The sequence below is a fragment of the Marivivens sp. JLT3646 genome (genome assembly GCF_001908835.1).
GTDB lineage: Bacteria > Pseudomonadota > Alphaproteobacteria > Rhodobacterales > Rhodobacteraceae > Marivivens > Marivivens geojensis.
On sequence record NZ_CP018572.1, the window covers coordinates 188,110 to 213,697 of the forward strand.

Annotated in this window: 30 protein-coding genes; 14 read left to right on the forward strand and 16 right to left on the reverse strand. The window is 55.3% G+C overall.

Annotated features, from left to right (window positions below; translation table 11 throughout):
- The first annotated feature begins 52 nt into the window (after nucleotides 1–52).
- The 10 genes from rpoZ (at nucleotide 53) to BSK21_RS00990 (ending at nucleotide 8,294) form a co-directional block, all read left to right on the forward strand.
- Nucleotides 53–406, forward strand: a complete 354-nt coding sequence (rpoZ, locus tag BSK21_RS00945; RefSeq protein WP_067548079.1) for a DNA-directed RNA polymerase subunit omega — start codon at nucleotides 53–55, stop codon at nucleotides 404–406.
- 33 nt (nucleotides 407–439) lie between these two features.
- Nucleotides 440–2,581 (forward strand): bifunctional (p)ppGpp synthetase/guanosine-3',5'-bis(diphosphate) 3'-pyrophosphohydrolase, encoded by a 2,142-nt coding sequence (locus tag BSK21_RS00950; protein ID WP_156529540.1) that lies wholly within the window; start codon nucleotides 440–442, stop codon nucleotides 2,579–2,581.
- The gene (locus BSK21_RS00955; protein WP_318254751.1) at nucleotides 2,581–3,201 is read left to right on the forward strand and encodes a DUF2062 domain-containing protein; all 621 of its coding nucleotides are present in this window, start codon (nucleotides 2,581–2,583) and stop codon (nucleotides 3,199–3,201) included. Before BSK21_RS00950 ends, BSK21_RS00955 begins: the two co-directional genes overlap by 1 nt.
- Nucleotides 3,202–3,269: 68 nt before the next feature.
- Complete coding sequence (locus tag BSK21_RS00960; protein WP_067548086.1) at nucleotides 3,270–4,016, forward strand: pyridoxine 5'-phosphate synthase; 747 nt, start codon at nucleotides 3,270–3,272, stop codon at nucleotides 4,014–4,016.
- Nucleotides 4,013–4,444, forward strand: coding sequence for a holo-ACP synthase (gene acpS / locus BSK21_RS00965; protein ID WP_067548089.1), 432 nt, complete (start codon nucleotides 4,013–4,015; stop codon nucleotides 4,442–4,444). Before BSK21_RS00960 ends, acpS begins: the two co-directional genes overlap by 4 nt.
- Nucleotides 4,445–4,470: 26 nt before the next feature.
- Entirely contained in the window at nucleotides 4,471–5,328 is an 858-nt protein-coding gene (lepB, locus tag BSK21_RS00970; RefSeq protein ID WP_074038934.1) for a signal peptidase I, read from the forward strand.
- A 5-nt stretch (nucleotides 5,329–5,333) separates the two neighbouring features.
- Nucleotides 5,334–6,377 (forward strand): signal peptidase I, encoded by a 1,044-nt coding sequence (gene lepB, locus BSK21_RS00975; protein ID WP_074038935.1) that lies wholly within the window; start codon nucleotides 5,334–5,336, stop codon nucleotides 6,375–6,377.
- A complete protein-coding gene (gene rnc / locus BSK21_RS00980; protein ID WP_067548091.1) occupies nucleotides 6,374–7,054 on the forward strand; it encodes a ribonuclease III in 681 nt (226 codons plus the stop codon). The genes lepB (BSK21_RS00975) and rnc overlap by 4 nt, the downstream gene beginning before the upstream one ends.
- Complete coding sequence (gene era, locus BSK21_RS00985) at nucleotides 7,051–7,971, forward strand: GTPase Era (RefSeq protein ID WP_067548094.1); 921 nt, start codon at nucleotides 7,051–7,053, stop codon at nucleotides 7,969–7,971. The genes rnc and era overlap by 4 nt, the downstream gene beginning before the upstream one ends.
- Nucleotides 7,968–8,294 (forward strand): DUF1491 family protein, encoded by a 327-nt coding sequence (locus tag BSK21_RS00990; protein WP_067548097.1) that lies wholly within the window; start codon nucleotides 7,968–7,970, stop codon nucleotides 8,292–8,294. Before era ends, BSK21_RS00990 begins: the two co-directional genes overlap by 4 nt.
- 5 nt (nucleotides 8,295–8,299) lie before the next feature.
- Here BSK21_RS00990 and BSK21_RS00995 read toward each other — a convergent pair whose 3' ends face one another.
- The 7 genes from BSK21_RS00995 to BSK21_RS01025 form a co-directional block, all read right to left on the reverse strand.
- A complete protein-coding gene (locus BSK21_RS00995) occupies nucleotides 8,300–9,133 on the reverse strand; it encodes a lysophospholipid acyltransferase family protein (RefSeq protein WP_231924757.1) in 834 nt (277 codons plus the stop codon).
- Between the two features lie 76 nt (nucleotides 9,134–9,209).
- On the reverse strand, nucleotides 9,210–9,482 hold the full coding sequence (locus BSK21_RS01000) for an HPr family phosphocarrier protein (protein WP_067548103.1): 273 nt from the start codon (nucleotides 9,480–9,482) through the stop codon (nucleotides 9,210–9,212).
- A gap of 5 nt (nucleotides 9,483–9,487) precedes the next feature.
- The gene (locus BSK21_RS01005) at nucleotides 9,488–9,880 is read right to left on the reverse strand and encodes a PTS sugar transporter subunit IIA (RefSeq protein ID WP_067548106.1); all 393 of its coding nucleotides are present in this window, start codon (nucleotides 9,878–9,880) and stop codon (nucleotides 9,488–9,490) included.
- A 5-nt stretch (nucleotides 9,881–9,885) separates the two neighbouring features.
- Complete coding sequence (gene rapZ / locus BSK21_RS01010) at nucleotides 9,886–10,773, reverse strand: RNase adapter RapZ (RefSeq protein WP_067548109.1); 888 nt, start codon at nucleotides 10,771–10,773, stop codon at nucleotides 9,886–9,888.
- Between the two features lie 12 nt (nucleotides 10,774–10,785).
- The gene (locus BSK21_RS01015) at nucleotides 10,786–11,196 is read right to left on the reverse strand and encodes an HPr kinase/phosphorylase (RefSeq protein WP_067548112.1); all 411 of its coding nucleotides are present in this window, start codon (nucleotides 11,194–11,196) and stop codon (nucleotides 10,786–10,788) included.
- A gap of 3 nt (nucleotides 11,197–11,199) precedes the next feature.
- Nucleotides 11,200–12,933 (reverse strand): sensor histidine kinase, encoded by a 1,734-nt coding sequence (locus tag BSK21_RS01020; protein ID WP_067548115.1) that lies wholly within the window; start codon nucleotides 12,931–12,933, stop codon nucleotides 11,200–11,202.
- A 3-nt stretch (nucleotides 12,934–12,936) separates the two neighbouring features.
- Nucleotides 12,937–13,641: a response regulator transcription factor gene (locus BSK21_RS01025; RefSeq protein WP_067548118.1), complete on the reverse strand. Its 705-nt coding sequence runs from the start codon at nucleotides 13,639–13,641 to the stop codon at nucleotides 12,937–12,939.
- Between the two features lie 299 nt (nucleotides 13,642–13,940).
- Between BSK21_RS01025 and BSK21_RS01030 the strand changes: the two genes are divergently transcribed.
- Together BSK21_RS01030 and BSK21_RS01035 are read left to right on the forward strand one after the other, a co-directional pair.
- The gene (locus BSK21_RS01030) at nucleotides 13,941–15,539 is read left to right on the forward strand and encodes a phosphoenolpyruvate carboxykinase (RefSeq protein WP_067548120.1); all 1,599 of its coding nucleotides are present in this window, start codon (nucleotides 13,941–13,943) and stop codon (nucleotides 15,537–15,539) included.
- A gap of 88 nt (nucleotides 15,540–15,627) precedes the next feature.
- On the forward strand, nucleotides 15,628–16,164 hold the full coding sequence (locus tag BSK21_RS01035) for a DUF3859 domain-containing protein (RefSeq protein WP_067548123.1): 537 nt from the start codon (nucleotides 15,628–15,630) through the stop codon (nucleotides 16,162–16,164).
- On the opposite strand, the gene BSK21_RS01040 is transcribed toward BSK21_RS01035, so the two are convergent.
- Entirely contained in the window at nucleotides 16,165–16,935 is a 771-nt protein-coding gene (locus BSK21_RS01040) for a sulfite exporter TauE/SafE family protein (protein ID WP_067548126.1), read from the reverse strand. It lies immediately after the preceding gene.
- Nucleotides 16,936–17,081: 146 nt separating this feature from the next.
- On the opposite strand from BSK21_RS01040, the gene BSK21_RS01045 reads away from it, so the two are divergent.
- Entirely contained in the window at nucleotides 17,082–18,758 is a 1,677-nt protein-coding gene (locus tag BSK21_RS01045; protein WP_067548128.1) for an acyl-CoA dehydrogenase family protein, read from the forward strand.
- Here the strand turns inward: BSK21_RS01045 and recO are convergent.
- The gene (recO, locus tag BSK21_RS01050; RefSeq protein ID WP_067548131.1) at nucleotides 18,755–19,483 is read right to left on the reverse strand and encodes a DNA repair protein RecO; all 729 of its coding nucleotides are present in this window, start codon (nucleotides 19,481–19,483) and stop codon (nucleotides 18,755–18,757) included. The two genes, BSK21_RS01045 and recO, sit on opposite strands and share 4 nt — an antisense overlap.
- Nucleotides 19,484–19,504: 21 nt before the next feature.
- Nucleotides 19,505–20,380, reverse strand: coding sequence for a 3-hydroxybutyryl-CoA dehydrogenase (locus BSK21_RS01055; RefSeq protein ID WP_067548134.1), 876 nt, complete (start codon nucleotides 20,378–20,380; stop codon nucleotides 19,505–19,507).
- Between the two features lie 159 nt (nucleotides 20,381–20,539).
- Here BSK21_RS01055 and BSK21_RS01060 point away from each other — a divergent pair, with 159 nt between their 5' ends.
- Nucleotides 20,540–21,364 (forward strand): DUF6473 family protein, encoded by an 825-nt coding sequence (locus tag BSK21_RS01060; RefSeq protein ID WP_067548137.1) that lies wholly within the window; start codon nucleotides 20,540–20,542, stop codon nucleotides 21,362–21,364.
- Nucleotides 21,365–21,418: 54 nt separating this feature from the next.
- Here BSK21_RS01060 and BSK21_RS01065 read toward each other — a convergent pair whose 3' ends face one another.
- The 6 genes from BSK21_RS01065 to BSK21_RS01090 form a co-directional block, all read right to left on the reverse strand.
- On the reverse strand, nucleotides 21,419–22,345 hold the full coding sequence (locus BSK21_RS01065) for an electron transfer flavoprotein subunit alpha/FixB family protein (RefSeq protein WP_067548139.1): 927 nt from the start codon (nucleotides 22,343–22,345) through the stop codon (nucleotides 21,419–21,421).
- Nucleotides 22,345–23,103 carry an electron transfer flavoprotein subunit beta/FixA family protein gene (locus tag BSK21_RS01070; protein ID WP_067548142.1) on the reverse strand — a complete coding sequence of 253 codons (759 nt, stop codon included), beginning with the start codon at nucleotides 23,101–23,103 and terminating at the stop codon, nucleotides 22,345–22,347. The genes BSK21_RS01065 and BSK21_RS01070 overlap by 1 nt, the downstream gene beginning before the upstream one ends.
- Nucleotides 23,104–23,348: 245 nt before the next feature.
- Nucleotides 23,349–23,921: a cob(I)yrinic acid a,c-diamide adenosyltransferase gene (locus BSK21_RS01075; RefSeq protein WP_067548145.1), complete on the reverse strand. Its 573-nt coding sequence runs from the start codon at nucleotides 23,919–23,921 to the stop codon at nucleotides 23,349–23,351.
- 12 nt (nucleotides 23,922–23,933) lie between these two features.
- Nucleotides 23,934–24,131 carry a twin transmembrane helix small protein gene (locus BSK21_RS01080; RefSeq protein WP_067548148.1) on the reverse strand — a complete coding sequence of 66 codons (198 nt, stop codon included), beginning with the start codon at nucleotides 24,129–24,131 and terminating at the stop codon, nucleotides 23,934–23,936.
- Between the two features lie 60 nt (nucleotides 24,132–24,191).
- Nucleotides 24,192–25,019: an SDR family NAD(P)-dependent oxidoreductase gene (locus BSK21_RS01085; protein WP_067548151.1), complete on the reverse strand. Its 828-nt coding sequence runs from the start codon at nucleotides 25,017–25,019 to the stop codon at nucleotides 24,192–24,194.
- 30 nt (nucleotides 25,020–25,049) lie between these two features.
- The gene (locus BSK21_RS01090; protein ID WP_067548154.1) at nucleotides 25,050–25,490 is read right to left on the reverse strand and encodes an SH3 domain-containing protein; all 441 of its coding nucleotides are present in this window, start codon (nucleotides 25,488–25,490) and stop codon (nucleotides 25,050–25,052) included.
- Nucleotides 25,491–25,588: the final 98 nt, after the last annotated feature.

A 25,588-nucleotide genomic window follows, 5' to 3' on the forward strand; every position in this document is an offset into this window, starting at 1 on the left:
CGACTAAACGGAGGGCTTCCTAGGACCACACGATAGAGAGTGGAGTGCGCTTATGGCCCGCGTAACGGTAGAAGATTGCGTTGATAAAGTTCCGAACCGCTTTGAGCTGGTGATGCTTGCTGCACACCGTGCACGTGAAATTGCGGCTGGTTCCCCGATCACTGTTGATCGTGACAACGACAAGAACCCCGTTGTTTCGCTTCGCGAAATCGCTGACGAAACCCAGCTGGCTGACGATCTGCGCGAGCGCATGATCGAATCGCACCAGACCCAGATCGAAGTTGACGAACCTGAAGATGACGCAATGGCGCTTCTCATGGGTGCCGAAGCTGACAAACCGTCTGACGACGACATGTCCGAAGAGAAACTTCTTCGTCAATTGATGGAGGCGCAGGGCCAGCGTTAATCGCGGCTCTAGTCAACCATGGGGCAGGACCAGATTTCGACAGTCGAGGAACTGATCGCGCTGGTCCGCGCTTACAACCCTAGAACTAATGAAAAACTGCTCCGTGATGCATTTGCCTTTGGCGCCGAAATGCACGAGGGGCAGTTTCGTCATTCTGGGGAACCGTATTTCACCCATCCGGTGGCTGTCGCAGGCATCCTCGCCCATCAGCAGATGGACGATGCGACGATTGTTACAGCACTTCTGCACGATACGATCGAAGACACCAAAGCCAGCTTTTCTGAAGTCGAACGCCTTTTTACCCGTGAAATCGCTGAACTCGTCGACGGTGTTACGAAGCTAACCAATATTCAGCTGACATCGACCCAGACGAAGCAAGCTGAAAACTTCCGCAAGCTCTTCATGGCGATGTCGCGCGATATGCGTGTTATCTTGGTCAAACTTGCCGACCGTCTGCACAATATGCGGACGATCAAATCCATGCGTCCGGAAAAGCAGGCCCAAAAGGCCCGCGAGACGATGGAAATTTTCGCACCACTCGCTGGCCGTATGGGTATGCAGTGGATGCGAGAGGAACTCGAAGATTTGGCGTTCAAGGTGTTGAATCCTGATGCGCGCCAGTCGATCCTTCGTCGCTATGTCATGCTGGAAAAAGAGTCCGGCGATGTGATCGCAAAGATCACCACCGACATGCGGATCGAATTGGACAAAGCGGATATTAAGGCCGAGGTTTATGGCCGCGCTAAGCGCCCCTATTCGATCTGGCGGAAAATGCAGGAGAAGGATCAGGGCTTTAGCCGTCTGTCCGACATCTGGGGTTTCCGTATCCTGACCGAACGCGAGTCTGACTGTTACCGTGTCCTTGGCGCAATCCACCAGCGTTGGCGCGCGGTTCCTGGACGGTTTAAGGACTACATCAGCCAACCAAAATCGAACGGCTATCGTTCGATCCACACAACTGTTTCGGGTCGTGATGGTAAGCGGGTTGAGGTTCAAATCCGCACCCGCGAAATGCACGAAGTTGCTGAGACGGGCGTTGCGGCGCATTGGTCCTATAAAAACGGTGAACGTGTCGAAAATCGCTTTGCCGTTGATCCCGTGCGCTGGATTTCCCAGCTGTCCGAACGTCTGGACGATGACACCGATCATGATGAATTCCTCGAAGCTGTGAAGCTCGAGATGTATCAGGATCAAGTGTTCTGTTTCACGCCCAAGGGTGACGTTTACAAACTGCCACGTGGCGGGACGCCCATCGACTTTGCATATGCGATCCACACGCGGATTGGTGCTGCCTGCGTCGGGGCCAAAGTGGACGGTCTGCGCGTGCCGTTGTGGACACGTCTCAAAAACGGTCAGTCGGTCGAGATCATCACTGCCGAGGGTCAAAAGCCTGAAGCAACATGGATCGATATTGCGGTTACGGGCCGCGCGAAGACGGCCATTCGTCGGGCACTCCGCGAAGAAGACCGTGAGCGGTATATCAAACTCGGCCAAGAATTGGCCCGCGTTGCCTTTGAAAATGTTGGCAAAAAAGCGACCGAAAAAGCGCTCCGCACGGCTGCAAAAACACTCGCGCTTGAGAGCGTTGATGAATTGCTGGCCCGCTTGGGCAGTGCGGAAGTTACCTCACGCGAGGTTGTTCGGGCGATTTATCCCGATTTGGCCGAACGCAAGGGTGATGAGATTGAACGCGCTAAAGCGGTCGTCGGTCTAACAGGCGACCAATCCTATACCCGCGCGCAATGCTGCCAGCCCGTTCCGGGTGAACGAATTGTCGGGATCGCTTATCGCGGTCAGGGCGTCGTGATCCATACGATCGACTGTCCGTCGCTTGTTGATTTTGAGGACACGACCGAACGCTGGGTCGATCTGCATTGGCAGGACGGGCGCCATGAGCCGAAGCATACCGTCACTCTTGATCTCACGATTAGCAATGACGCAGGTGTTCTAGGCCGGATTTGCACGATTATTGGCGAACAAGCCGCCAACATTTCGGACCTCAATTTCATTGATCGCAAGCCCGACTTCTACCGTTTGTTCGTTGATGTCGACCTACGCGACATCGAACATTTGCACCGTGTCATGACCGCGCTTGAGGCAGAGAGTAACGTATCTTCGATTGCACGGCTTCGGGATCCGTCCCGAAACCGCAAGCCGTCAGAGGATCGGAAATAGTGTTCAAGCGGCGCGATAGAAAACCACTGTGGCAGTCGCTGTGGCATTTGATTTGGCCGAAAGGTGGCTGGGTCCGCGCGTTTGAGTATGTAAAGCACCGCTTGCGCCGTCTGCCCGACACCCCTGAGAAAATCGCCCGCGGTATCAGCGCAGGCGTATTCACCAGTTTCACGCCATTCTTCGGTATGCACTTCATCATGGCGTGGCTCTTTGCGCGGACGTTGCGTGGCAACGTGCCTGCCGCCCTTCTTGGGACGTTTTTTGGTAACCCTCTGACCTATGTTCCGATTGCTGTTTCGTCGTTGACGATGGGTCATTTCCTGCTTGGAACTCGTCCAGATCGCACGGTTCATGTGTCGCTCATGGGGAAATTTAGCGGAGCGTGGAGCGACCTTTGGCACAACTTTCTGGCGATCTTCACCGACGCTAAAGCCGACTGGCATGCGCTTTCGATCTTTTTTGAGGATGTGTTTCTGCCGTTCGCGGTTGGGTCCATCATTCCTGGCCTCACCGCTGCGGTCGTCATGTATTACGTCACATTGCCGGTCATTAAGGTCTATCAGAACAGCCGTCGTAAGCGTCTGAAATCCCGTCTCAAGCAATTGAACAAAATAAGCTAAAAATCGCACTGACGGCGGTCGGAATTGGCGTTAGGGTTCGGCCAAACGGTTCGAGTCAGGAGATCCCGATGAGCAAAGGTAAACTGCGCCTTGGCGTAAACATCGATCACGTCGCAACAGTGCGAAATGCTCGAGGGAGCGCATATCCTGATCCGGTGCGTGCCGCGCGTTTGGCTGAAGCGGCTGGTGCAGATGGGATCACTGCCCACCTGCGTGAGGATCGGCGTCATATTTCGGATGCTGACATTGAAGGGTTAATGGCTGCGCTGACAAAGCCCCTGAACTTCGAAATGGCCGCCACCGAAGAAATGCAGCGCATCGCCCTGCGTCATAAGCCGCATGCGGTTTGCATCGTCCCTGAGAAACGTGAAGAGCGCACGACCGAAGGTGGTCTTGAAGTGGCGCGCGAGGAAAACCGCCTCGCTCATTTCATTGCGCCGCTGCGCGAGGCGGGATCGCGCGTGTCGATCTTTATCGCGGCAGACAAACGTCAGATTGAGGCGGCCCATCGGATTGGTGCAGAAGTCATTGAGCTGCACACAGGCGCGTATTGTGACTATCACGCCGAGGGTAAATTCGCAGAGCGCGACGACGAACTGAAACGCCTGACGGATATGGCGGAATTTGCCGACGGCCTGGGACTCGAAGTGCACGCTGGCCATGGTTTGACCTATGAAACGGTGCAGCCAGTTGCCGCCCTTTCGCAGATCATGGAACTGAACATTGGTCACTTCCTGATTGGTGAGGCGATTTTTCTTGGGTTGGCAGATGCGATTGGAGAGATGCGCCGCCTAATGGATGAGGCGCGCGCTTGATCCTCGGTATCGGCACTGATCTTGCGAACATAGAGCGTATCGCAAACACCCTTGAACGGTTTGGTGACCGTTTTCGGAACAGAGTTTTTACGCCCGAAGAGCAGGACAAGGCCGAGCGTCGTGCCGACACCGTTGGAACCTATGCGAAACGTTGGGCTGCCAAAGAGGCCTGTTCAAAGGCGCTGGGCACAGGGCTTCGGATGGGGATTTCGTGGCGAGATATGTCCGTGTCGAACCTTGGAACTGGACAACCGATTATGCGTGTGACGGGCTGGGCGGCAGAGCGACTTCAGGCGATGACGCCAGAGGGTCACGAAGCCGTCATTCACGTCACTCTCACTGACGATCATCCTTGGGCACAGGCCTTTGTCGTGATCGAAGCTCGTCCGATCAGCGGGTTGACACCTTCCACGCACGGCAGCATGTAACCTCAACAAACTTGCAGGAGCAGACTATGTCCGAAGAAAGCAGCCTCTGGGCGGGCATCAAAGAAACGGTCAAAACCGTTGTTTATGCCCTTTTGATCGCAGGCGCATTCCGTACCATTCTGTTCCAGCCGTTTTGGATCCCGTCGGGTTCAATGAAAGACACGCTGTTGATTGGTGATTTCTTGTTCGTGAACAAGATGGCCTATGGTTACTCCTACGCGTCATGCCCTGCTGTTAAGGTGCCGAGCCTTGGCATCGACCTCGGCCCTGATGATTTCTGTGGCGCTTTTATGGGGGCGGATAATCGTCTGTTCGGGAGCGAACCTGTACGTGGTGACGTTGTCGTATTCCGTCATCGCGGCAAGGGCGAAGACTACATCAAGCGCCTGATCGGTATGCCCGGAGATCGCATCCAAGTGATCAACGGTCACCTCCAAATCAACGGTGAACCTGTCGGTCTAGAGCCTGCGGGTCAGTTCATCGAAGTCGCGGGTCCGCAGGGGCCGCAGCAGCTTCGCCCGCAGTGTATGGACGTGCAAGGTAACGACTGTATCAAGGATATGTATATCGAGACACTCCCGAACGGCGTTTCGCACCACATCCTGAACGTTCGTGATGGAAACCGTGTTTCGGCGGCCGTCGATACGGACAATACCGAAATCTATGTCGTACCTGAGGATCACTATTTCTTCATGGGTGATAACCGCGACAACTCTATCGACAGCCGCGTTGCATGGGACCCTGTGCGTGGGTCTGGCGTAGGCTTTGTGCGTCGCGAAGATATCGTCGGCCGCGCGGATCGGGTCATCTTCTCGTCTGCTGGGCGGTCGATATTGGCGTTTTGGACATGGCGCAGCGATCGGTTCTTTAAAGCAATCGAATAGGACCGATGCGGCAATCCTATAATCCAGTACGCATTTACCTAGACGGTTATGATTGGACCGGGCGCACTTCGCGCCCGCGTCTGTTTGTAGTCTATGCAGTGTGGGCATTGGTGGCCGCGCCATTGCTATTGCTCGACGTCTTTGGCGCAGGCGCACGCCTCGTCGAAGTGACCACATGGGTCGCCTTGGCGATGCTGGTCGTTCCTGTTCTTGGCCATACGGTCCGACGATTAAACGAAATGCGTTGGCCGTTCTGGGTGATTGTCCTGTTGTTTGTGCCCTATGTGAGCACAGTCGTAATGCTGATTGTTCTTCTGAAAGGGCAAGGGCAGCGTCGCCTCTACGAAATGACACCTTTGCGGATGGCGGCATACGTGCTTGCCTTTGGCCTCGCGGCAGTCGCGTTTTCTCGTATCGCGTGGAGCCCATACACGATCGTCGCGGGATCGATGAAGCCGACGCTCTACGTAGGGGACGTCGTTGCGGTGAACCGCCTGTCGCGTCATCCTGATCGGGGGGATGTGATCGCTTTCCGCCCTGATGGATCAACCGAAATCTACCTCAAACGCGTGATTGGCCTGCCGGGGGATGAGGTGCAGATCGTGGATGGACGGGTTGTGGTGAATGGCATTGCATGGGCGCAATCAGCCACTGACCCGTTCCTAGAGGCTATGGTCCCCCAAGGACCGCTCCGGCTCCTGCCGCGCTGCGCCAATGGCGCGGTCGGGCAAGGTGCAACCTGCCGCAAGGAGCGGTTGATTGAGACAAACTCGGAAGGGCGTTCATACGAGGTACTGGACATTCTGCCCGCTGGCCCCCAAGACGCGACAGAAATTTACCGCGTGCCTGTGGGGCGGTATTTCGTTTTGGGTGACAATCGTGACAACTCTGCTGATAGCCGTATCGCTGTTTTGGCGGGTGGTGTTGGGATGGTGAGCCAAGGCTCTGTTGTTGGGCGCGCTGTTCGGATACTCTACTCCTTCGAGGGGCAGAGCCTCGCCCTGATCTGGAATTGGCGCCTTGGGCGTTTTTTGAAAGCTGTACGATGAAGTTGTCTGGTGAATTGGAGTCCTTCAGCGCTCGACTGGGACACCGGTTTTCGCGTCCTGAACTATTGGTTCGGGCGGTGACGCATCCGTCTATGTCGTCACCCCATCGCGATAACAATCAGCGCTTGGAGTTCCTCGGTGACCGCGTTCTGGGACTCGTCATGTCTGAGGCACTGTTCCTTGCGGACAAGTCCGCGTCCGAAGGCGTTCTCGCTCCTCGGTTTAACGCTCTAGTCCGAAAAGAGACCTGCGCCGACGTTGCACGCGAACTGGATATTGGGGCTGTGCTGAAACTCGGACGCTCTGAACAAAAGTCTGGCGGTCGCCGCAAAGAGGCGCTTTTGGGCGATGCGATGGAAGCCGTGATAGCTGCGGTTTACCTGGATGCTGGTTTCGATGTAGCGCGGGCAACTATCCTGCGGCTTTGGGGTGAACGTATCAACTCCGTTGAAGAAGACGCGCGTGATGCAAAGACTGCATTGCAGGAATGGGCACAAGGACGTGGCCAGACCCCGCCGAAATATGTAGAGGTGGGCCGAGACGGTCCCGATCACCAGCCGATTTTCACTATCGAAGTCCAATTGGAAAGCGGTGAAACAGAGCGATCAACCGCCGGCTCGAAACGACAGGCCGAACAGGCCGCAGCGAAGTCGCTGCTTGCAAAGGTATCATCATGACCGAAACTCAGACCCGCGCAGGTTTTGTCGCGCTTATTGGCGAACCGAACGCTGGAAAATCCACGCTCCTGAACTGGATGGTTGGCGCGAAAGTGTCGATCGTGACGCACAAGGTTCAGACCACCCGCGCCCGCATCCGCGGTGTTGCGATGGAAGGTGACAGCAAACAGATCGTGTTTGTCGACACACCCGGCCTGTTTCGCCCGCGCCGTCGTCTGGACCGTGCGATGGTTGCGGCAGCGTGGGGTGGTGCATCTGACGCCGATGTTGTCGTGCTTTTGATCGAGGCGCATCGCGGACTGACAGACGGTGTTAAAGCGATCCTTGAGGCGCTCGCCGAACGGGTTGGCAAAGCCAAAGTGGCTCTTGCTATCAACAAGATCGACCGCGTCAAAGCCGAAGATCTGTTGGAGCTGTCGCAGAAAATGAACGAGGCATTTCCGTTCGAAGAGACTTTTATGATCTCGGCAGAGCGAGGCCACGGCTGTGCGGCGCTGAAGACATGGTTGTCGGATCAAGTGCCTGCTGGACCGTTGCTGTATCCCGAAGATCAGATCGCGGATTTGCCGCTCCGTATGATTGCGGCAGAGATCACTCGTGAAAAGCTGACACTGCGTTTGCATCAGGAACTGCCGTATCAGTTGACCGTGGAGACTGAGCATTGGCAGGAACGTCCTGACGGCACAGCGCGTATCGATCAGGTGGTCTATGTGTCACGCGATGGTCACAAGGGCATCATTCTGGGCAAAGGCGGCGAGACTGCTAAGGCCGTGTCCAAAGCGTCTCGCGAAGAGCTGCAAGAGTTCTTGGGTCGTAAGGTTCACCTGTTCCTGCAGGTAAAGGTGCGTCCGAACTGGCTCGAAGAAAAAGACCGTTATACCGAGATGGGTCTCGACTTTAAGGACGGCAACGCGTGAGACTGGCCAGCGGCGTTTGGGTTTCGGCCTATTTAACGCGGCTCAGGCTGGCTGATATTCCTGCATTCGTGGTGGCCCGTGGTGATGAAACTGCGGGCGCAGTCCTGATTAAGCTTAATACGCTGGATGGTAATGCCAAAGCGTTTCAACGATCGTTCGATATGATGACCGGTGAGCGCACATGGATGGTGCTGGCGGACGGTATTGAGCAAGACGTGGATATGTCTATCGCGAAACAGCGGAGTTTCGACAGCGATCTTTGGGTCATCGAGGTAGAGGACCGTCAGGGCCGAACGTTATTGGACGAGGACGGTCTGAGTTAGTCTCATTACTTTAGAGACAGCGTCCGTTCACGCAGCCACGCCATAAATGCACGGGGGTCTTTGCTGCGCTCAGCAGCTTCCGCGGCAGAGACGGGCTCTCCTATGATTGGTTTTTGTGGTTTGTCGAACGCATGTGCCACTTCGTGCAAGAGCAAGCTCTGACGAAGCGTGGGCGATATACAGTTCGCGATCTGGTAAGCTCGAGAGTTTGATCCTGGGAAGTAGCAGGGCACGACCGTAGCGCCCGATGTGCGGATCATCTTTGCGGTAAAGACGTTCCATTCCGCCTCAATTGCGGGACCAAACGGTTTGTTTGCTGCAGCGACGACACCAGATGGGAAAAGCGCGATTAGCCCGCCTTTCGCTAGATGTCCCATCGCGATTTTGCGCATCTCGATCATTTTGCGCTGCGCGTCTTCTTCATGCGGGAAGGGCACAGGGATCATGTAGCTTGCTGCGCTCTCGTCGATGCCTGTCAGAAGAGAGCGCGTCAAAATACGATAGTCATCGCGGCGACGACCGATCAGATCAGCAAGGATCATCCCGTCGACTAAACCATGCGGGTGGTTCGCGACAAATACAACGGGACCCTCAGCGGGAATGCGGTCGATCTGTTCCTGTGGCGTTTGCAGTTCGATCCCCATGGCTTGCATGGTTGCAGGCCAGAACGCTTGACCCGTTGGAGCGCCAAGACGTTCGAACTTCTTCACACGCTGGATGATCTTGATTTTACCCGTCAGCCATTCGACTGCGCGGATGAAGTTACGCTTAAGGCCGCTGTCGAATGTGTTGGAATAGGTTAGACTGCGGCGGTCATAGAACTTTTGCCCATCCTGCACGTTGGATTCATCCGCTGTTTGGTTCGGCGTTGCGTCTGACAAAGTTTGCGTCCTTGAATTGATGGGCTGACTTAGGTCAGTTGCCTTCGCCGAACATGTCAGCCACCAGCGCCTCAATCGCATCGGCAAGTTCAAGTTCTGCCGGCCCATCTGTTTGGACCTCAATAAAACTTCCCTTGGAAGCTGCCAACATCAAAAGACCCATGATGCTATCGCCTGATGCGCTCATGCCATCCTTGGAGACGGTGGCAGTGGCATCAAAATCCTCGACCACTTCGGCCAACTTCGCGGACGCGCGGGCATGAAGCCCTTTGATGTTCACAATCTGGAGCCGGCGGGAAACAGTCATAGAAGTCAGTCACTCTGTACTTGATGGCAATCAATGTATTTACGTCCGGCGGTCAAAGCGGCCTCGACGGCGTCTGGCACGTCACGTTGACGGCTTTTCGCGAGCTTGATCAGCATGGGAAGGTTCATGCCGTAGAGAATACGGCGGTTGCTTGGCCCGCAGGCCATCAGCGAAAGGTTTGAGGGCGATCCGCCAAAGATATCGGTGACGATGACAACGCCTGCGCCGGTATCAACGGAATCGGCGGCGTCGCAGATTTCGGCTTGTTTGGCGCTACGGTCGTCTTCGGGGCGGGTTGCGATCGCAACGACACCTGCTTGATGGCCCACAACGTGTTCCATCGCCGCGAGGTATTCACCTGCTAGGCCACCATGAGCAACGATCACGATTCCGATCACGCGTTTTAACCCCGATCTGCCGCCCCAACGTCCGTGTGGCGTTCCATTTCTCGGTGGCGTTTTGACACCTGCCATCCGTCTTCTGCAAGGGCTTTCGCAAGGAGTTCTGTCATTGCGACCGAACGGTGTTGCCCTCCGGTGCATCCAAAGCCAACAGAGAGGTGCGTTTTCCCTTCTTCCTCAAAGGCAGGCAACAAAAGTGCAGCCATGGCTTTGACGCTCGTAAAGAATGCGTCGAAACGTTCATCTTTTGCAATATATTCCACGACGGCAGCATCTTGGCCGTTTAGCGCGCGCAGCTCTGGTTCCCAGTGTGGGTTACGCAAGAACCGACAATCGAGCACGATATCGAGCCCGCGAGGCAGGCCGCGCTTGTACGAAAAGCTCTGCACCGTAATGGCAAGGGGATGGCCGTCAGGTTTCTGGAACCAGTTTTGCACCTCCGCCCGAGAATCATGCGGGGTCATTGTCGTCGTGTCGATCAGAATGTCCGCGCGGCTTCGGATCGGAATCAGAAGTTCCTTTTCTTTGATAATACCTTCTGTCGGCGCGGTCTCGACGGAGAGCGGGTGGCGCCGACGGGTTTCGGAAAAGCGGCGGATCAGCACGTCGTCCGAGCAATCCATATAGACCACCTGAAGGTCGAACCGTTCATCATGACCCAGACGGTCAATTACCCCAATGACCGCATTTACGGTGAAATCGCGGTTCCGTACGTCAAGGCCAAGAACCAGTGGGCGATCAAGCGGCTGTCCTTCGATCACGCGATCGATGAGCGAAAGGGGCATGTTGTCGATGACTTCAAAGCCGATATCCTCGAGTGCGCGAACAGCTGTCGTGCGACCCGCGCCAGATGGGCCAGTGACAAGGATAATGCTCTGCTTTGATGTCATTCTATCCCCCGCTTAGTCGGTCCGCCCGTGCTTGAGATACTGCAGGATCGCAAAAGGGAAGTGAATGGCGTTCGACTTGCGCAAAAGTGGTAAGTTGCTGTCGTGAAGGTGTAGGTTGTGCCATGCGGGCAGGCGCTCTGTCTCTTCCGTATCCAAATCCACGACGAGCGCGATGGTGGCTGTGACATGGGGTGCAGCTAAAATTCCGACACCTCTGGCCTCGATTTTTCCGGCGATTGCCTCGGGGCACCGTGCCGTGAGGTCTGGATCAATCAGGGTCTGATCATCAGCTACCAAATCACAGCCAAGGCCGAGGAGTTGGAGGGCTAGGCTAGATTTTCCCGCGCCAGATTTCCCGAGGATGAGAACCGCGCGGCCGTCATAAGCGACGCAAGACGCGTGGAGGCAAAGCGGGTCAGACACTCCTTAAACCGGAAGACCAACGACGAACCGCGCACCGAGCGGGTCAGAGGTGATATCTGCATCGGTTGGGCGGATGTTTTCGGCCCAGATCACGCCGCCATGTGCTTCGACGATCTGTTTCGAAATCGCGAGGCCAAGACCAGAGTTGTTGCCGAACTGGCCTTCGGGGCGTTCGGAATAAAACCGTTTAAAGATCTTTGTCAGCGCGCCGTCAGGGATGCCGGGACCAGTGTCTTCAACCACCACCAGAACGCGGTTTTCGCGTTTGCGGGCCCATACGCGGATCGCATCACCATCTTCACAGAACGAAATAGCATTGGTGATGAGGTTCACAAACACCTGCGCCAAACGGCCTTCTAGGCCTGTAATATTGATCGATTCTTTGGGGAGGTCGGTGAGGTATTCGATCCCTTTGTCACGCGCCTGTTCACCCAAGAATTCATTGAGGTTGCCAAGCATTTTGAGAAGATCAAAGTCCTCTTCGTCTTCTTTGACGAGTTCGGAATCCAGACGCGATGCGTTCGAAATATCGCTGACGAGACGATCAAGGCGGATCACGTCGTGTTCGATCACTTCGAGCAGTTTTTCCCGCTGATCGTCACGTTTCGCAACGCGCATCGTGCCCACGGCCGAACGAAGCGAGGCGAGCGGGTTCTTGATTTCATGCGCAACGTCGGCGGCAAACTGTTCGTTGGCCTCAATCCGATCGTAGAGGGTCGCGACCATGCCGCGCAGAGCACCTGATAGACGACCAATTTCATCAGGGCGGGCGGTCAGGTCAGGAATGCGAACCCTGCCGGGGGACATTTTGCGTGCGTTGCGATCACGCCCTGCCTCTGCCGCCGCTGCAAGGTCTGACAGAGGATTTGCGATTGTGGATGCAAGGATGAGCGACAGGCCGATGGACACCAAGATGCCAATCACAAACATCTGCAGAACTTGTTCACGTTCGCGGCGGACCAATATGTCGAGTTCGCCAGCGGCACCTTGCAGAACGACGACACCGACAGGCGTTTCGCCCTGAAGGATTGGCGTGCTCACGCGGAACACCGTGCGGCCCGCGCTATCGTATTCGGAGTGCACACGTGTGCCATTGGCAAGCGCATCCGCGACCGAAGTTTTCGCCGCGACTTCGGGATCGACGACCGTTTGTTCAGCGGAGCGGGGTGAAATGAGGCTCGCGAGCCCCTCCCACGCGCCGTTGAGGAAGTCGGTGATAATGGTGCCGCCGCTTTGAGTGTTGAGACCCGTCACGTCGGGGCCCATCGGAGCGGTCGCCGTCACAATCAAGGTTTCAGATGGATCAAAAATATAGACCTTAACACCGCCGCGCAGGTCCAAGCCCTGCAAGGTCGCGGTTGCGTCGATACCGTCACCTGTCAGTAGATTAACGGGTGCCGCATCGGGGAGCTGTGCTTCGAACACATCAGCGATGAGTTCGGCCTCGTTGACCAACCCGTTTGCCCTCTGGAACGCGAGGTTGTCGCGGGACGGGTTCATCCAAAGCACGCCGCTGACCAGCACCATGATGGCCAACAGGTTAAACGTGATGATCTTTCGCGCGAGCGGTGATCGGTTCAGGGTAATCACGCCCCGACGGCGGCGCCTGTCTACAATCTCTCGGTCGAGTGTTGTTTCGGGCGAAACATATTCATCCCCCAAATATACGTCCGTGTCCGCTGCGGCCTTTCGAACCGAGCGGAGATCACGAACGTCAATTTTGGGAGACGAATTCATGCCTTATTCTTCGTTGTAACGGTAGCCGATGCCGTAGAGGGTCTCGATTGCACCGAATTCATCGTCTACCTGACGCATCTTCTTGCGGAGACGTTTGATGTGGCTGTCGATGGTGCGGTCGTCGACGTAGACTTGATCGTCGTAAGCTACGTCCATCAGCTGGTCGCGCGACTTAACAAAGCCGGGGCGTTGGGCCAGTGCTTGCAACAGCAGAAATTCGGTAACGGTCAGCGATACATCGCGACCCTTCCATTTTACGGCGTGCCGCAGGGGGTCCATGGTCAGCGGGCCACGTTCCATCACCTTGTTGCTTTCGTCGACTTCTTCGGGCGTGATGCCGTTCATTGCATCCTGACGGCGCAGAAGGGTGCGGATGCGTTCGACCAAAAGACGTTGGCTAAAGGGCTTTTTGACGTAGTCGTCCGCGCCCATGCGAAGCCCTAATACCTCGTCGATTTCGTCATCTTTAGAGGTGAGGAAAATCACTGGCATCGTGGTTTTCTGGCGGAGACGCTGCAGAAGGTCCATGCCGTCCATGCGGGGCATTTTGATGTCCAGCACTGCCATGTCGGGCATTTTTTTGTTGAAAGCGTCCAGCGCTTGCTGGCCGTCATTATATGTCTCGACCTCAAAGCCTTCGGCTTCGAGAGTCATTGCTACAGAAGTTAGAATATTCCGGTCGTCATCGACCAACGCAATACGATGCATGGGGTGTCGCCTCTTCAGCCTGATTTTTTATAATGCTCTTTTTTCCGACTGTTGTCTCTTTTTTGACTTAGCGAATCAATCAGAAACTGAATTTGGCTATGTTTGCGGCAACATGATTGTGCCAAAAAAACCCGTTCGAGGACTTTCGGGTCACACTCGACTATGGTCGCGCTAAATGATTGCGCTAACACGAAAATGATTGCGCTAACTGCGACAAAGCCGCCTTTTCTGATGAAAAATCATAGTGCTATGTGGACCTCTATCTAGGGCGCATCGCCCGCAATCAGGAGAGAGAGACAATGGACCACGGACGGGTCAACCCAACCATGAAGCTTGAACATCAGGGCATCACTGGACTGGGCTATGTCTATTATAACCTGATGGAGCCGGCGCTGATTGAGCAGTCGTTGAAGGCAGGTGAAAGCACACTTGGCAACGGCGGCGCGCTTCTCGTGTCGACTGGTAAACACACCGGCCGCTCGCCCAAAGACAAATTCGTTGTTCGCACCGCGTCTGTGGAAGACACCATTTGGTGGGAAAACAACGCTCCGATGGAAGCTGACAAATTCGACGTTCTCTATGCCGATATGCTGGAGCACATGAAGGGCAAGAACTACTTTGTTCAGGACCTTTTCGGTGGTGCCGATCCTGCGCATCGTCTGGACGTTCGTATGGTGACCGAGCTTGCATGGCATTCACTGTTCATCCGCACCATGCTGCGCCGTCCAGAGCGTGAAGAGCTTGATAATTTCACCCCTGAATGGACCATCATCAACTGCCCGACCTTCAAAGCGAACCCTGAGAAGCACGGCTGCCGCACCGAGACTGTCATTTCGTTGAACTTCGATAAGAAGATCATCTTGATCGGCGGAACCGAATACGCAGGTGAGAACAAGAAGTCGGTCTTTACCCTTCTGAACTACCTGCTGCCTGAAAAAGGCATCATGCCGATGCACTGCTCTGCCAACCACGCGATTGGCAACCCAGTGGATACTGCGATCTTCTTTGGTCTGTCGGGCACTGGGAAAACCACCCTGTCCGCTGACCCTGATCGTGTTCTGATCGGCGACGATGAGCATGGCTGGTCGGATCGTGGCACCTTCAACTTCGAAGGTGGTTGCTACGCAAAAACGATCAACCTGTCGGCAGAAGCTGAGCCTGAAATCTACGCGACATGTTCGATGTTCGGCACTGTCATCGAAAATATGGTCTACGACGACGAGACCAAGGTTCTCGACTTCCAAGACAATTCGATCACCGACAACATGCGCTGCGCTTACCCGCTGCACTACATTTCCAACGCATCTGACACTGCGCTGGGCGGTCACCCGAAAAACATCATCATGCTGACCTGTGACGCCTACGGTGTTCTTCCTCCGATCGCGCGTCTGACACCTGCGCAGGCGATGTATCACTTCCTGTCGGGCTTCACTTCGAAAACCCCAGGGACCGAGATTGGCGTGACCGAACCGATCCCGACCTTCTCGACCTGCTTCGGTGCTCCGTTCATGCCGCGCCGTCCAGAAGTCTATGGTAAACTTTTGCAGGAAAAAATCGCATCCCATGGCGCGACCTGCTGGTTGGTGAACACTGGTTGGACTGGCGGTGCATTCGGTACAGGCAGCCGTATGCCGATCAAAGCAACCCGTGCTCTGCTCACCGCTGCACTGGACGGTTCCCTGAATGAAGCAACCTTCCGGAAAGATCCGAACTTTGGGTTTGACGTTCCTGTCACCGTTGAGGGAGTCGATGCGAAGCTTCTCGATCCGCGCGCGACTTGGGGCGACAAGGCTGCGTTTGATGCGCAAGCTCACAAACTGGTCGAAATGTTCGCTGAGAACTTTGCACAGTATGTTCCTTACATCGATGAGGACGTTAAAGCTGCTGCAATCGGCTAATGTCACGTCGCAGAGAATTGAGGGGCCGGACGGGAAACTGTCCGGCCCTTTTTATTGACTTCGCCCGACGAAAGGGCACCATGCAGCAATGATGAAATATGTTCCCCTTGTTGCTTTGTTCTGTCTGCCTGCCGTTGCTTTTGCCGAAGGGTATCGGTCAAAGCCTACCATCGTTGTCGGGGACATTGGCTTACATTGCCCGTACGAGATTACGGGCAGCGAACCCGCGCCGAATACCGAAAATGGTGTAATTGATACCATCAGCGGCGAACCGCAGGTGATCGCCCATACAACGACTGTTCCAGCTATTCCTGACCTCGGGTTTGGCGTCCAGCTTCGTCTGGCCGAAGGGGTCACGCTCCCAGGTGCTGAGATTGTCGTGCGTCACCCGCCGATGGGGGCTGAGGGCGTGACCGAACAGCGGTGGTATCCGAACTTTAACGACCAGACCTATTCGCTGAGTATGTACCGCTTTGATTTTCCGTATGAGTTGTTAGTCGGGGCATGGACGTTTTCTGTCGAGCAGGGCGGCCAGACGCATTTCATCGTTGAATTCGATGTCGTGCCGCCGCCTGCAGGGCTAACGATTGACGCGCTCTGTTCTGGTGAGGGGCTTCTGTCCTGATCACCCCATCCAGCCGCGACGGATCAGGTTTACACCTGCGATAAGAAGCACCCAAAGGGTCGCTTTGCGGAATAGGGCCTGATCAATACGATCATGGATACGGAACCCGATCCACATACCTGCGAACGCGGGCAAGAGCAGGATCGCGGAAAATGGAACAGTGTTGATGTTGAGAATACCAGACTTGATGTGCCCAGCTAGAAGCATGAACGCGCCTGACCCGTAAACAACGCCTTGAACCACGAATTGACGCGCTTTGGGCGTGTTGACGGCAACCAAATAAAGAACTGTCGTTGGGCCCCACGTACCCGCAAAACCACCAAGCGCACCTGATAAGAACCCAGCGACGATAGAGGCGCTCCGGCGATGTTCGGGCTTGATATGCAGCTTAACGCCAGAAATTTGAATGATGCAGAGTACGGTCACAACAATACCAAGGCCCAACAGCATCGCATCGGGCGAAACATAGGCCACGAATTGCGAGGTGATCAGGATCATCACGCAGACGATCAGAACGTATAGCCCATATTCGCGCAGCGCGTCTCTTGCCTCTGCCCAACCCGCTTTTGCGATCTGCAAAATATTTGACATCACGATTGGCAGAATGATCCCTGCGACCACGATTTTCGGGTCAATGAGAATGCCCATTCCCGAGATCATAATGAGAGGCATTGCGAATCCGATAGCCCCCTTAACGATGCCCGCCACGAGCGTCACGATAAAGGCAAAGACCAGAAGTTCGGGCGAAATCAGAGAAAAAATGCTATCCATAGTCTTGGTGCATATCGCTAAGTTGTTTGCTACGCACGAAAAATCCCTCGCGACATTTATGTTCTTTGACTTTTGTCTAAACGAAATTAAGTTGCGCTGCAGTTGCGAAGGGTTTATCTCTGCACTAGCACAATAAGGAGCACGACATGCCCCACGACGGACAGGATATCGCTATGACAACCTCGCCCATTCTTGAGAACCTTTTGGGTCTGACAGGTGCGACCCTCGCACCCCTCGAAGAACTGCTTTCGACGGCCAAAGACACAGTGCGATCCAAGGTGAGCGTCGACGGTCGCGTGTCGGGCGGTTTGGTTGAGGAACACCAGTCGGTTGCGCATGGCCTCGCGTGGTTGGCGACATATGTCGAAGCGTTGAAAGAAATGCACGGTTGGGCAGATCGTTTGAATGCCGAGAGTAAATTCGGTGAAGTCGAACAGATCATCCTGCAGATCGCATTTGGCGAATACCTCGCTCAGATCAAAGGCGGCATTCCCATGTCGCAGGGCGAAATTCTGCGTCTCTCCGACCTTGGTGTTGCGGATACGCTGGCCCAGCCAGAAGTCGTTACGCTGGTCTGCGCAGGGAACTCTCAAGCCGCTCGTTCACGCCTAGTCGAGATCATGCAAGATCAAGCGGGTTCGACTATGTTCGGCGCGTCTGGTCTGGACGAAGAGCTAGAGATGATCCGCGACCAGTTCCGTCGTTACGCGGTGGAAAAAGTTGAGCCGTTTGCGCATGAATGGCACCTCAAGGACGAATTGATCCCGATGGAGATCATCGAAGAACTCGCAGAAATGGGTGTCTTTGGTCTGACGATCCCTGAAGAGTTCGGTGGTTTTGGCCTGTCCAAAGCGTCCATGTGCGTCGTGTCCGAAGAACTGTCTCGTGGTTACATTGGCGTCGGTTCGCTCGGCACTCGTTCCGAGATTGCGGCAGAGCTGATCCTCGCGGGCGGCACTCAGGAGCAGAAAGAGAACTGGCTGCCGAAACTTGCCTCTGCTGAGATTCTTCCGACTGCGGTATTCACAGAACCAAACACTGGTTCCGACCTTGGTTCACTTCGCACTCGCGCTGTGAAGGACGACAACGGCGATTATCGTATCACTGGCAACAAAACATGGATTACCCACGCGGCACGTACGCATGTGATGACCCTTTTGGCTCGCACCGATCCGAACACGACGGACTACAAAGGCCTTTCTATGTTCCTCGCCGAAAAGACACCCGGAACTGACGAACATCCGTTCCCGACCGAAGGCATGACAGGCGGTGAGATCGAAGTTCTTGGCTATCGCGGGATGAAGGAATACGAGCTTGGCTTTGATAACTTCAAAGTTAAGGGTGAAAACCTTCTAGGTGGCGAAGAGGGCAACGGTTTCAAACAACTGATGCAGACGTTTGAATCGGCGCGTATTCAAACTGCAGCGCGTGCGATCGGTGTTGCACAGTCCGCACTTGATGTGGCGATGCAGTATGCGATTGACCGTAAACAGTTCGGCAAATCGCTGATTAACTTCCCGCGCGTGTCTGGCAAGCTGGCTATGATGGCCGTTGAAATCATGATCGCGCGTCAGCTGACATACTTCTCGGCTCGCGAGAAAGATGCTGATCGTCGCTGTGACCTCGAAGCGGGTATGGCAAAGTTGCTCGGTGCGCGGATTGCATGGGCATGTGCGGATAACGGTCTGCAGATCCATGGCGGCAACGGCTTTGCTCTGGAATATAAGATCAGCCGTATCCTCTGTGATGCTCGTATCCTGAACATCTTTGAAGGTGCTGCCGAAATTCAGGCGCAGGTTATCGCACGCCGTATCCTGGGCTAATCAAGACGCGCTATGGCGTCGATTAATCTCTGACGAGCTGCGGGAACTTCGCGGCTCGTTTGCGTTCCGAACAATCGACTTTCGATGAAGTAGCCGGTTGTTCCGAGGGCGCGTGCAATCTCGCTTCCTGTGGCTTCGCCTTCACCCTTCATCACGGGCACCAAGGGCAACAAACGGTTCGCCCATTCCCCTGCGCCCTCTTTACTTACCGCTCGGCCAGATTTTGGTGAAATATAGGAAAGGTCTTCGTTCACGCCTCTCACAGCGCAGGCGGAAAGGTCTAATCCATAGCCAAGTTCATCGAGGAGCGACATTTCCCAATGCAAGTAAGCGAGAGGCCAAACGTCGTTCTGACCGAGTAGATCAAGAAGTTGGACAGTCCGCTCATAGAGCGCTTCATGTTTCTCACGCTCTGGTAAGGATTGACATAGCAAAGCGCAAACTGCCCCAAGTCCACTGAGGGCGAGCCTGTCTGACATTACTTGCGCTGACCGACTACGCAGTGGTTCAATCGTAAAACTACCGAGGTGATCGTCGAGGCGGGCTTTCCATGTCACTGAAACCTGCGAGCCAGGCTGAAGCGTTGCCGCCATTCTGCGGCTTGCACCTCCACGCACTACGCCTGCATGACGCCCTCTGGACGGCGTAAAAACCTCGATAATCATTGAGGTCTCGCCATGCACGCGCGAAGCAAGGAGAGCGCCTTCATCCTGCCATTCGATCATAGCGGGATCGAACGCATGTGGTTAACGGGTCGGAACGGGCTTATCGCCGCGATAGTCGTAGAAACCACGTTTGGTTTTGCGACCCAGCCAACCTGCCTCAACGTATTTCGTCAGCAACGGGCAGGGGCGGTATTTCGTATCCGCGAGGCCTTCATGCAGAACGTTCATAATGGCCAGACAGGTGTCGAGCCCGATGAAGTCCGCGAGTTCCAGCGGGCCCATCGGGTGGTTGGCACCCAGTTTCATTGATGTGTCGATGGAGGACACATTTCCCACGCCTTCGTAAAGGGCATAGACGGCTTCGTTGATCATCGGCATCAGGATGCGGTTCACGATGAAAGCAGGGAAATCCTCGGACGTTGCGGAGGTTTTGCCCAGCTTCTCAACGACTTCCTGACACTGCTGGTAGGTCTCGTCATCGGTCGCGATGCCACGGATCAATTCGACCAACTGCATCACGGGCACTGGGTTCATAAAGTGGAAGCCGATGAACTTTTCAGGGCGATCGGTCCGGCTCGCGAGGCGCGTAATCGAAATGGACGACGTGTTTGATGCGAGGATCGTTGTCGGCGTGATGTGCGGCAGCAGTTCGTCGAAAATCGCTTGCTTGACCGTTTCACGTTCAGTCGCGGCTTCGATGATCAGATCGCAAGGTCCAAGATCAGTGAGCGTTTGAGTCGTCGATATACGAGCCATCGCTGCGGCTTTGTCTTCCTCGCTGACGACACCTTTGGACACTTGGCGTGTGATGTTCTTGTCGATCAATGCGACGGCGGCTGCCAAGGCGTCCGCGCTGATGTCAGTCATCATCACATCGTATCCGGCCAACGCAAACACGTGAGCAATGCCGTTGCCCATCTGTCCTGCGCCGACAACGCCTACTTTGTTAATCGCCATGGCTCTGCCCCCTGATCTGTTCTGGGGAACCATATGTCCGCAATGGGCAAACGTTCAAGGCGGCAGTTTCCTTAAACATTGTTCTAATTCCCAAGTTTATCCATTTGGCAAGGTTTGGGACCGACTCTCAGCAGTGGTGAGTGAAAACCGGTGGGAGCCATGAGACATGAAAAACTGGAGGCAGCGGGCCTCGATTATGCTGTGTGTAGGTATGGTGGGTCGCGATTGCTGTTTCGTGGGCCAAAACGACCGACGGATAAGCCATATATCACTTTTGTGGGCGGCACGGATGTCTACGGGAAATATGTCGAGAGGCCGCTTCCAGCTTTGGTCGAACGCGAAACACAGCGCAGTTGCGTAAATTTGGGGGTGCCGAATGGATCGGTGGACGTTCAGTTGAACGACCCGACGATGATGGAACTATGCCGTCGAGCAGAGCTGTCCGTGATCCAAATCACAGGTGCGCAAAATCTAACTAACAGATTTTATCGGGTTCACCCTCGCAGGAATGATCGCCTCATTGAGGCGTCGACCGTATTGCGCGCGCTTTATCCTGATATCGATTTCACAGAGTATAGTTTTACGCGGCATATGCTGTCTGCACTTTTCCTAAAATCACCCAAGCGGTTTGCAACGATCCAAGCAGAGCTCGAATTGGCGTGGTTGTCACGGATGCGGACAATGTTGACGACGGTTGGGCGGCGTGTGGTGCTTCTTTGGTGGTCGGATCGGTCGCTTACGAATGCCCCTTGGTATCAACGATCAGATCCGTTTCGCGGCGACCCGATGTTTATCACACGATCAATGGTTCATGTGTTGAGGCCGCTGGTGAAAGGGATTGTTGAGGTTGAACCTATGGTTTCTGACGGGTGCACTGGGCTGATTGTGCCAGAGGGCGAGATGCCCGCCGCTGCTGAACGTCTTCCTGTCAGGGCCCATGCGATTGCGGCTCAGAAGATTGTTCCGTTGATCAATCGGCCATGAAAAAACCCGCGCTAAAAGCGCGGGTTCCGTTCTTACGTCATTCGTCCCGAAGGATCAGACCTTGCCAGTCAGTTCCGGCACTGCGTCGAAGAGGTCGGCGACGAGGCCGAAGTCTGCGACTTGGAAGATCGGGGCTTCTTCGTCTTTGTTGATCGCGACGATGATCTTCGAGTCCTTCATACCAGCAAGGTGCTGGATCGCGCCCGAGATACCGCAAGCGATGTAGACTTCCGGCGCAACGACCTTGCCAGTTTGACCAACTTGCCAGTCGTTCGGTGCAAAGCCGGAGTCGACCGCTGCGCGCGATGCGCCGACAGCTGCGCCCAGTTTGTCTGCGAGAGCTTCGATGATTTTGAAGTCCTCTTCGGAGCCAACGCCACGGCCGCCCGATACGACGATCTTGGCCGAGGTGAGTTCTGGACGGTCGCTTGCTGCAACTTTGTCCTCAACCCATTCCGACAGACCAGTGGAGGCGGCGGTGCCCAGTGCTTCAACAGGTGCGGAGTTGCCGTCAGCCGCTGCCTCGAACGAGGTGGTGCGGATGGTCATCACCTTCACGCTGTCAGCCGATTTGACGGTCTGGATCGCGTTGCCTGCGTAGATCGGACGCTCGAAGGTGTCGCCGTCGACAACAGCGGTCACGTCCGACAGGATCATCACGTCGAGCAGAGCTGCAACGCGCGGCAGGATGTTTTTCGCATCCGACGCCGAAGGTGCTGCGATGTGGCTATATGCGCCAGCCATCGACACGATCAGGTCAGCTGTCGGTTCGGCCAGCAGGTGGCAGAAGCCGTGGTCGCCAGCAAAGATAACCTTTGCAACGCCAGCGATGGTCGCAGCCTCGGCAGCAGCAGCGTCACCGCCTTCGCCAGCAACGAGAACATGCACATCACCCAGTGCCGCAACCGCGGAAACGGTCTTGGATACTGCGTCTTTGGCCAGTTGGCCGTTCGCAACGTCTGCGAGAAGAAGAACAGCCATTAGAGTGCCCCCGCTTCTTTGAGTTTCGATACCAGTTCGTCGACCGAACCAACCTTGATGCCAGCCTGACGAACCGGCGGCTCGGAGGTTTTGACGACGGTCAGGCGCGGAGACACGTCAACGCCGTAGTCTGCTGCGGTTTTCTCATCGAGAGGCTTTTTCTTCGCCTTCATGATGTTCGGCAGCGAGGCGTAACGCGGTTCGTTCAGACGAAGGTCAGCGGTGATAACGGCAGGCATTTTAACCTTTACGGTCTGCAGGCCGCCGTCAACTTCGCGGGTGACCGTTGCGGTGTCGCCATCAACGGCAACTTCAGACGCAAAGGTCGCCTGCGACCAGCCCAAGAGCGCTGCCAGCATCTGGCCCGTTGCGTTCATGTCGTTGTCGATCGCTTGTTTGCCTGCGATGATGAGGCCCGGATTTTCCTCTTTCGCGACAGCGGCGAGGATTTTCGCAACAGCGAGAGGTTCGATGTCCGTGTGAACGTCGTCCGCAGCGGTCACGAGGATCGCGCGGTCAGCACCCATCGCCAGAGCAGTCCGCAGAGTTTCCTGCGCTTGCTTTACGCCGATCGAAACAACGACGATCTCGTCAGCTTTGCCTGCTTCTTTCAGGCGGATCGCTTCTTCAACAGCGATCTCGTCGAAAGGGTTCATCGACATTTTTACGTTCGCAAGATCAACTCCCGTGCCGTCCGCTTTCACGCGAACTTTCACGTTATAGTCAATCACGCGCTTAACAGGCACGAGGACCTTCATCGGCGGTAATCTCCCTTTTAAATGTGCCACTCAAGGGACACTCTCGGTAGGTTGTTAGCAAGCGCAGAACATGGAAAACAGTGCAAAATCGACGCGGCAAGACGCTAAGACGCCACGTTTTGCATCGGTTCAATGCGTATAGCTCATGATAATAGGACTGTTAGCGACGCAACTATGTTGCGTCGCGGCATAAGCAATTGGTCGTAGAGTTTGGCTGGGCGACTGATTCTGTTGGAATCAGGCAATCAGCGGTTCGCGCCAGGCACCCACAGAACGTCGGATTTGCCCGCGTCATTTGCCATACGGGCAGCGACAAAGAACCAGTCAGAGAGACGGTTCAAGTATTTTACGCCGATATCATTGACGGATTCCATGCTTGCCAATTCGACCGAAAGACGTTCGGCGCGGCGGGCAACGGTGCGGCACAGGTGCAAATGAGCCGACAGGGCTGATCCCCCAGGCAGAATAAAACTGCGGAGCGGTTCGAGTTGGGCGTTCATGGCGTCAATCTCGGTCTCTAGGCGATCTACTTGGCTCTCGACCATGCGCAACACGGGGTAGGGCGCGTCCGCGTCTTTTTCCATGTCAGGGCGGCAAAGGTCTGCGCCAAGATCAAACAGGTCATTCTGGATCGCTGAAAGCTGCGCCGCGATTTCGGCGGTCGCATGCAGGCGGGCCATGCCCACTGTCGCATTCAGTTCATCCACAGTTCCGTAGGCCGTAACGCGGGCAGAATGTTTGGCCACGCGGCTACCGTTCCCGAGGGCGGTTTCACCCGCATCGCCAGTTTTGGTGTAGATTTTATTGAGAACGACCATTCTGAACCCCTGTTATTTGCGCAGGTAGAAAATTGCAGCGATCAATGCGACGGCAACGGCCTGCGCGTAGATGCGATACCGCATGATCTTGTTGGATTGCTTTCCAGAGTCCGCTTTGCCAACGCCAAAAGTCCCGAGGCCCCACATCAAAATGAGGGCGACGGCCACGACCGCAATCAGGACGATGAATTTAAATGGCTCGTTGAACATAACGGGCTCCCTCTGTGATTTGACACCGATGTATCACGCAAGGTTGGAAAGAAAAGGGTTTCACCCCTTTGCGATCACCCAATCCAGAAGGCGTGTGGGCAGTAACCGTCTGAGGTTGCCCATAAGATAGGTCGGTGTTGTGACGTAATAGCGCGGCTTTGGATTGGCCGACGTCAAAGCGTGTAGGATCTTTTTCGTCACGGCCGATGCGGGCAATTCGAAGTTGTCGGGGCCAGTGTCCTCGTAAAGGCGTGATTTGAGTGTTTCGTATTGGGCAGCGCGTGGAGAGTTCGCTGTATCAATCCATTTTTCGAAATGCGGGATGGCATTTGCCCTGATTTTGGACGTGATCGGCCCGGGTTCGATAAGTATGACCTTGATCGGCGTGTCGCGCATTTCGATCCGCAGGACGTCGGTTAATCCTTCCAGCGCGAACTTGGTCGAGACATAGGCCCCTCGCCAGCTGAGCCCTACGAGGCCGAGAACGGAGGAACAGTTGATGATGCGTCCGTGGCCTTGGGCGCGCATGACTTTGATCACTTCGCGGGTCAGGTCGTGGGTGCCAAAAAGGTTCGTTTCGAAAATCTCACGCAATGCCCCTGCGGGCAGATCTTCAACGGCACCAGGGCAGGCAAAGGCGGCATTGTTGTAAAGCGCGTCCAGTGTGCCGCCTGTGGCCGTGAGAACTACAGCCAGCCCGCTGCGGATCGATTCTGGATCAGCGAGGTCGATCTGCGGCGCGTCAAAGCCCTGCGCTTTGAGACGGTAACAGTCTTCGGCTTTGCGGCAGCTGGCAAAGACATGCCAGCCCGCTTCACGAAGGCCATGTGCTGCGTCGTAGCCAATTCCAGAAGAGCAGCCGGTGATGAGAATGGTTTTTTGTGTCATACCGACTTTTCGCTTGATGACGCGCCGACCTCAAGCGTCGTTTGCATCAAGAAAGCGTGCAGCCATCCAGCCAACGCGCCCCGTTTCTATAACGCGCAAATGCGCCCAGCCGTTGCTGAGGGTTTCGAGAACCTCAACCTCGGTGCCGCGATCGAGCCTAGCCGAAATGCCGTAGCTGGTTCCGGGACCAGTCCGCATGTTCACGCCCGCACCAGCGACGGTTTTGATATCAAAGATAACCTCTGGAACTGGGGTCGGCTCAGCAACTTCGGCCACTTGGATCTGATCGAATGACACTAAAACGGTGCTAGAGGCAAAGCTGTCTGGCAGATCAGCGGAATCGCGAGTCACGTCAATAATAGCTGCGCGACTACGTTCTGGCCGCACTTCGGCTTCGAAATCAGCCCCGCCTGACAATTCATAAAATGCGAGACCTAAAAATAGAAAACTGGCAGTCAAAAAAATACGCACGGAAACATCCCCCAACACAACCGTAACATGATTAATATATCACTTTTCGCGCATAGCGTCACGATTGAAAACTAGAGAATGAGCGGTCTCTGAAAGTG

What these genes read in the sequence shown, in the direction of transcription:
- rpoZ (WP_067548079.1), top strand. Translation starts at nt 53, where the DNA reads ATGGCCCGCGTAACGGTAGAAGATTGCGTTGATAAAGTTCCGAACCGC.
- BSK21_RS00960 (WP_067548086.1), top strand. Translation starts at nt 3,270, where the DNA reads ATGAGCAAAGGTAAACTGCGCCTTGGCGTAAACATCGATCACGTCGCA.
- lepB (WP_074038934.1), top strand. Translation starts at nt 4,471, where the DNA reads ATGTCCGAAGAAAGCAGCCTCTGGGCGGGCATCAAAGAAACGGTCAAA.
- lepB (WP_074038935.1), top strand. Translation starts at nt 5,334, where the DNA reads ATGCGGCAATCCTATAATCCAGTACGCATTTACCTAGACGGTTATGAT.
- rnc (WP_067548091.1), top strand. Translation starts at nt 6,374, where the DNA reads ATGAAGTTGTCTGGTGAATTGGAGTCCTTCAGCGCTCGACTGGGACAC.
- era (WP_067548094.1), top strand. Translation starts at nt 7,051, where the DNA reads ATGACCGAAACTCAGACCCGCGCAGGTTTTGTCGCGCTTATTGGCGAA.
- BSK21_RS01000 (WP_067548103.1), bottom strand. Translation starts at nt 9,482, where the DNA reads ATGACTGTTTCCCGCCGGCTCCAGATTGTGAACATCAAAGGGCTTCAT.
- rapZ (WP_067548109.1), bottom strand. Translation starts at nt 10,773, where the DNA reads ATGACATCAAAGCAGAGCATTATCCTTGTCACTGGCCCATCTGGCGCG.
- BSK21_RS01020 (WP_067548115.1), bottom strand. Translation starts at nt 12,933, where the DNA reads ATGAATTCGTCTCCCAAAATTGACGTTCGTGATCTCCGCTCGGTTCGA.
- BSK21_RS01025 (WP_067548118.1), bottom strand. Translation starts at nt 13,641, where the DNA reads ATGCATCGTATTGCGTTGGTCGATGACGACCGGAATATTCTAACTTCT.
- BSK21_RS01030 (WP_067548120.1), top strand. Translation starts at nt 13,941, where the DNA reads ATGGACCACGGACGGGTCAACCCAACCATGAAGCTTGAACATCAGGGC.
- BSK21_RS01035 (WP_067548123.1), top strand. Translation starts at nt 15,628, where the DNA reads ATGATGAAATATGTTCCCCTTGTTGCTTTGTTCTGTCTGCCTGCCGTT.
- BSK21_RS01040 (WP_067548126.1), bottom strand. Translation starts at nt 16,935, where the DNA reads ATGGATAGCATTTTTTCTCTGATTTCGCCCGAACTTCTGGTCTTTGCC.
- BSK21_RS01045 (WP_067548128.1), top strand. Translation starts at nt 17,082, where the DNA reads ATGCCCCACGACGGACAGGATATCGCTATGACAACCTCGCCCATTCTT.
- recO (WP_067548131.1), bottom strand. Translation starts at nt 19,483, where the DNA reads ATGATCGAATGGCAGGATGAAGGCGCTCTCCTTGCTTCGCGCGTGCAT.
- BSK21_RS01055 (WP_067548134.1), bottom strand. Translation starts at nt 20,380, where the DNA reads ATGGCGATTAACAAAGTAGGCGTTGTCGGCGCAGGACAGATGGGCAAC.
- BSK21_RS01060 (WP_067548137.1), top strand. Translation starts at nt 20,540, where the DNA reads ATGAGACATGAAAAACTGGAGGCAGCGGGCCTCGATTATGCTGTGTGT.
- BSK21_RS01065 (WP_067548139.1), bottom strand. Translation starts at nt 22,345, where the DNA reads ATGGCTGTTCTTCTTCTCGCAGACGTTGCGAACGGCCAACTGGCCAAA.
- BSK21_RS01070 (WP_067548142.1), bottom strand. Translation starts at nt 23,103, where the DNA reads ATGAAGGTCCTCGTGCCTGTTAAGCGCGTGATTGACTATAACGTGAAA.
- BSK21_RS01075 (WP_067548145.1), bottom strand. Translation starts at nt 23,921, where the DNA reads ATGGTCGTTCTCAATAAAATCTACACCAAAACTGGCGATGCGGGTGAA.
- BSK21_RS01080 (WP_067548148.1), bottom strand. Translation starts at nt 24,131, where the DNA reads ATGTTCAACGAGCCATTTAAATTCATCGTCCTGATTGCGGTCGTGGCC.
- BSK21_RS01085 (WP_067548151.1), bottom strand. Translation starts at nt 25,019, where the DNA reads ATGACACAAAAAACCATTCTCATCACCGGCTGCTCTTCTGGAATTGGC.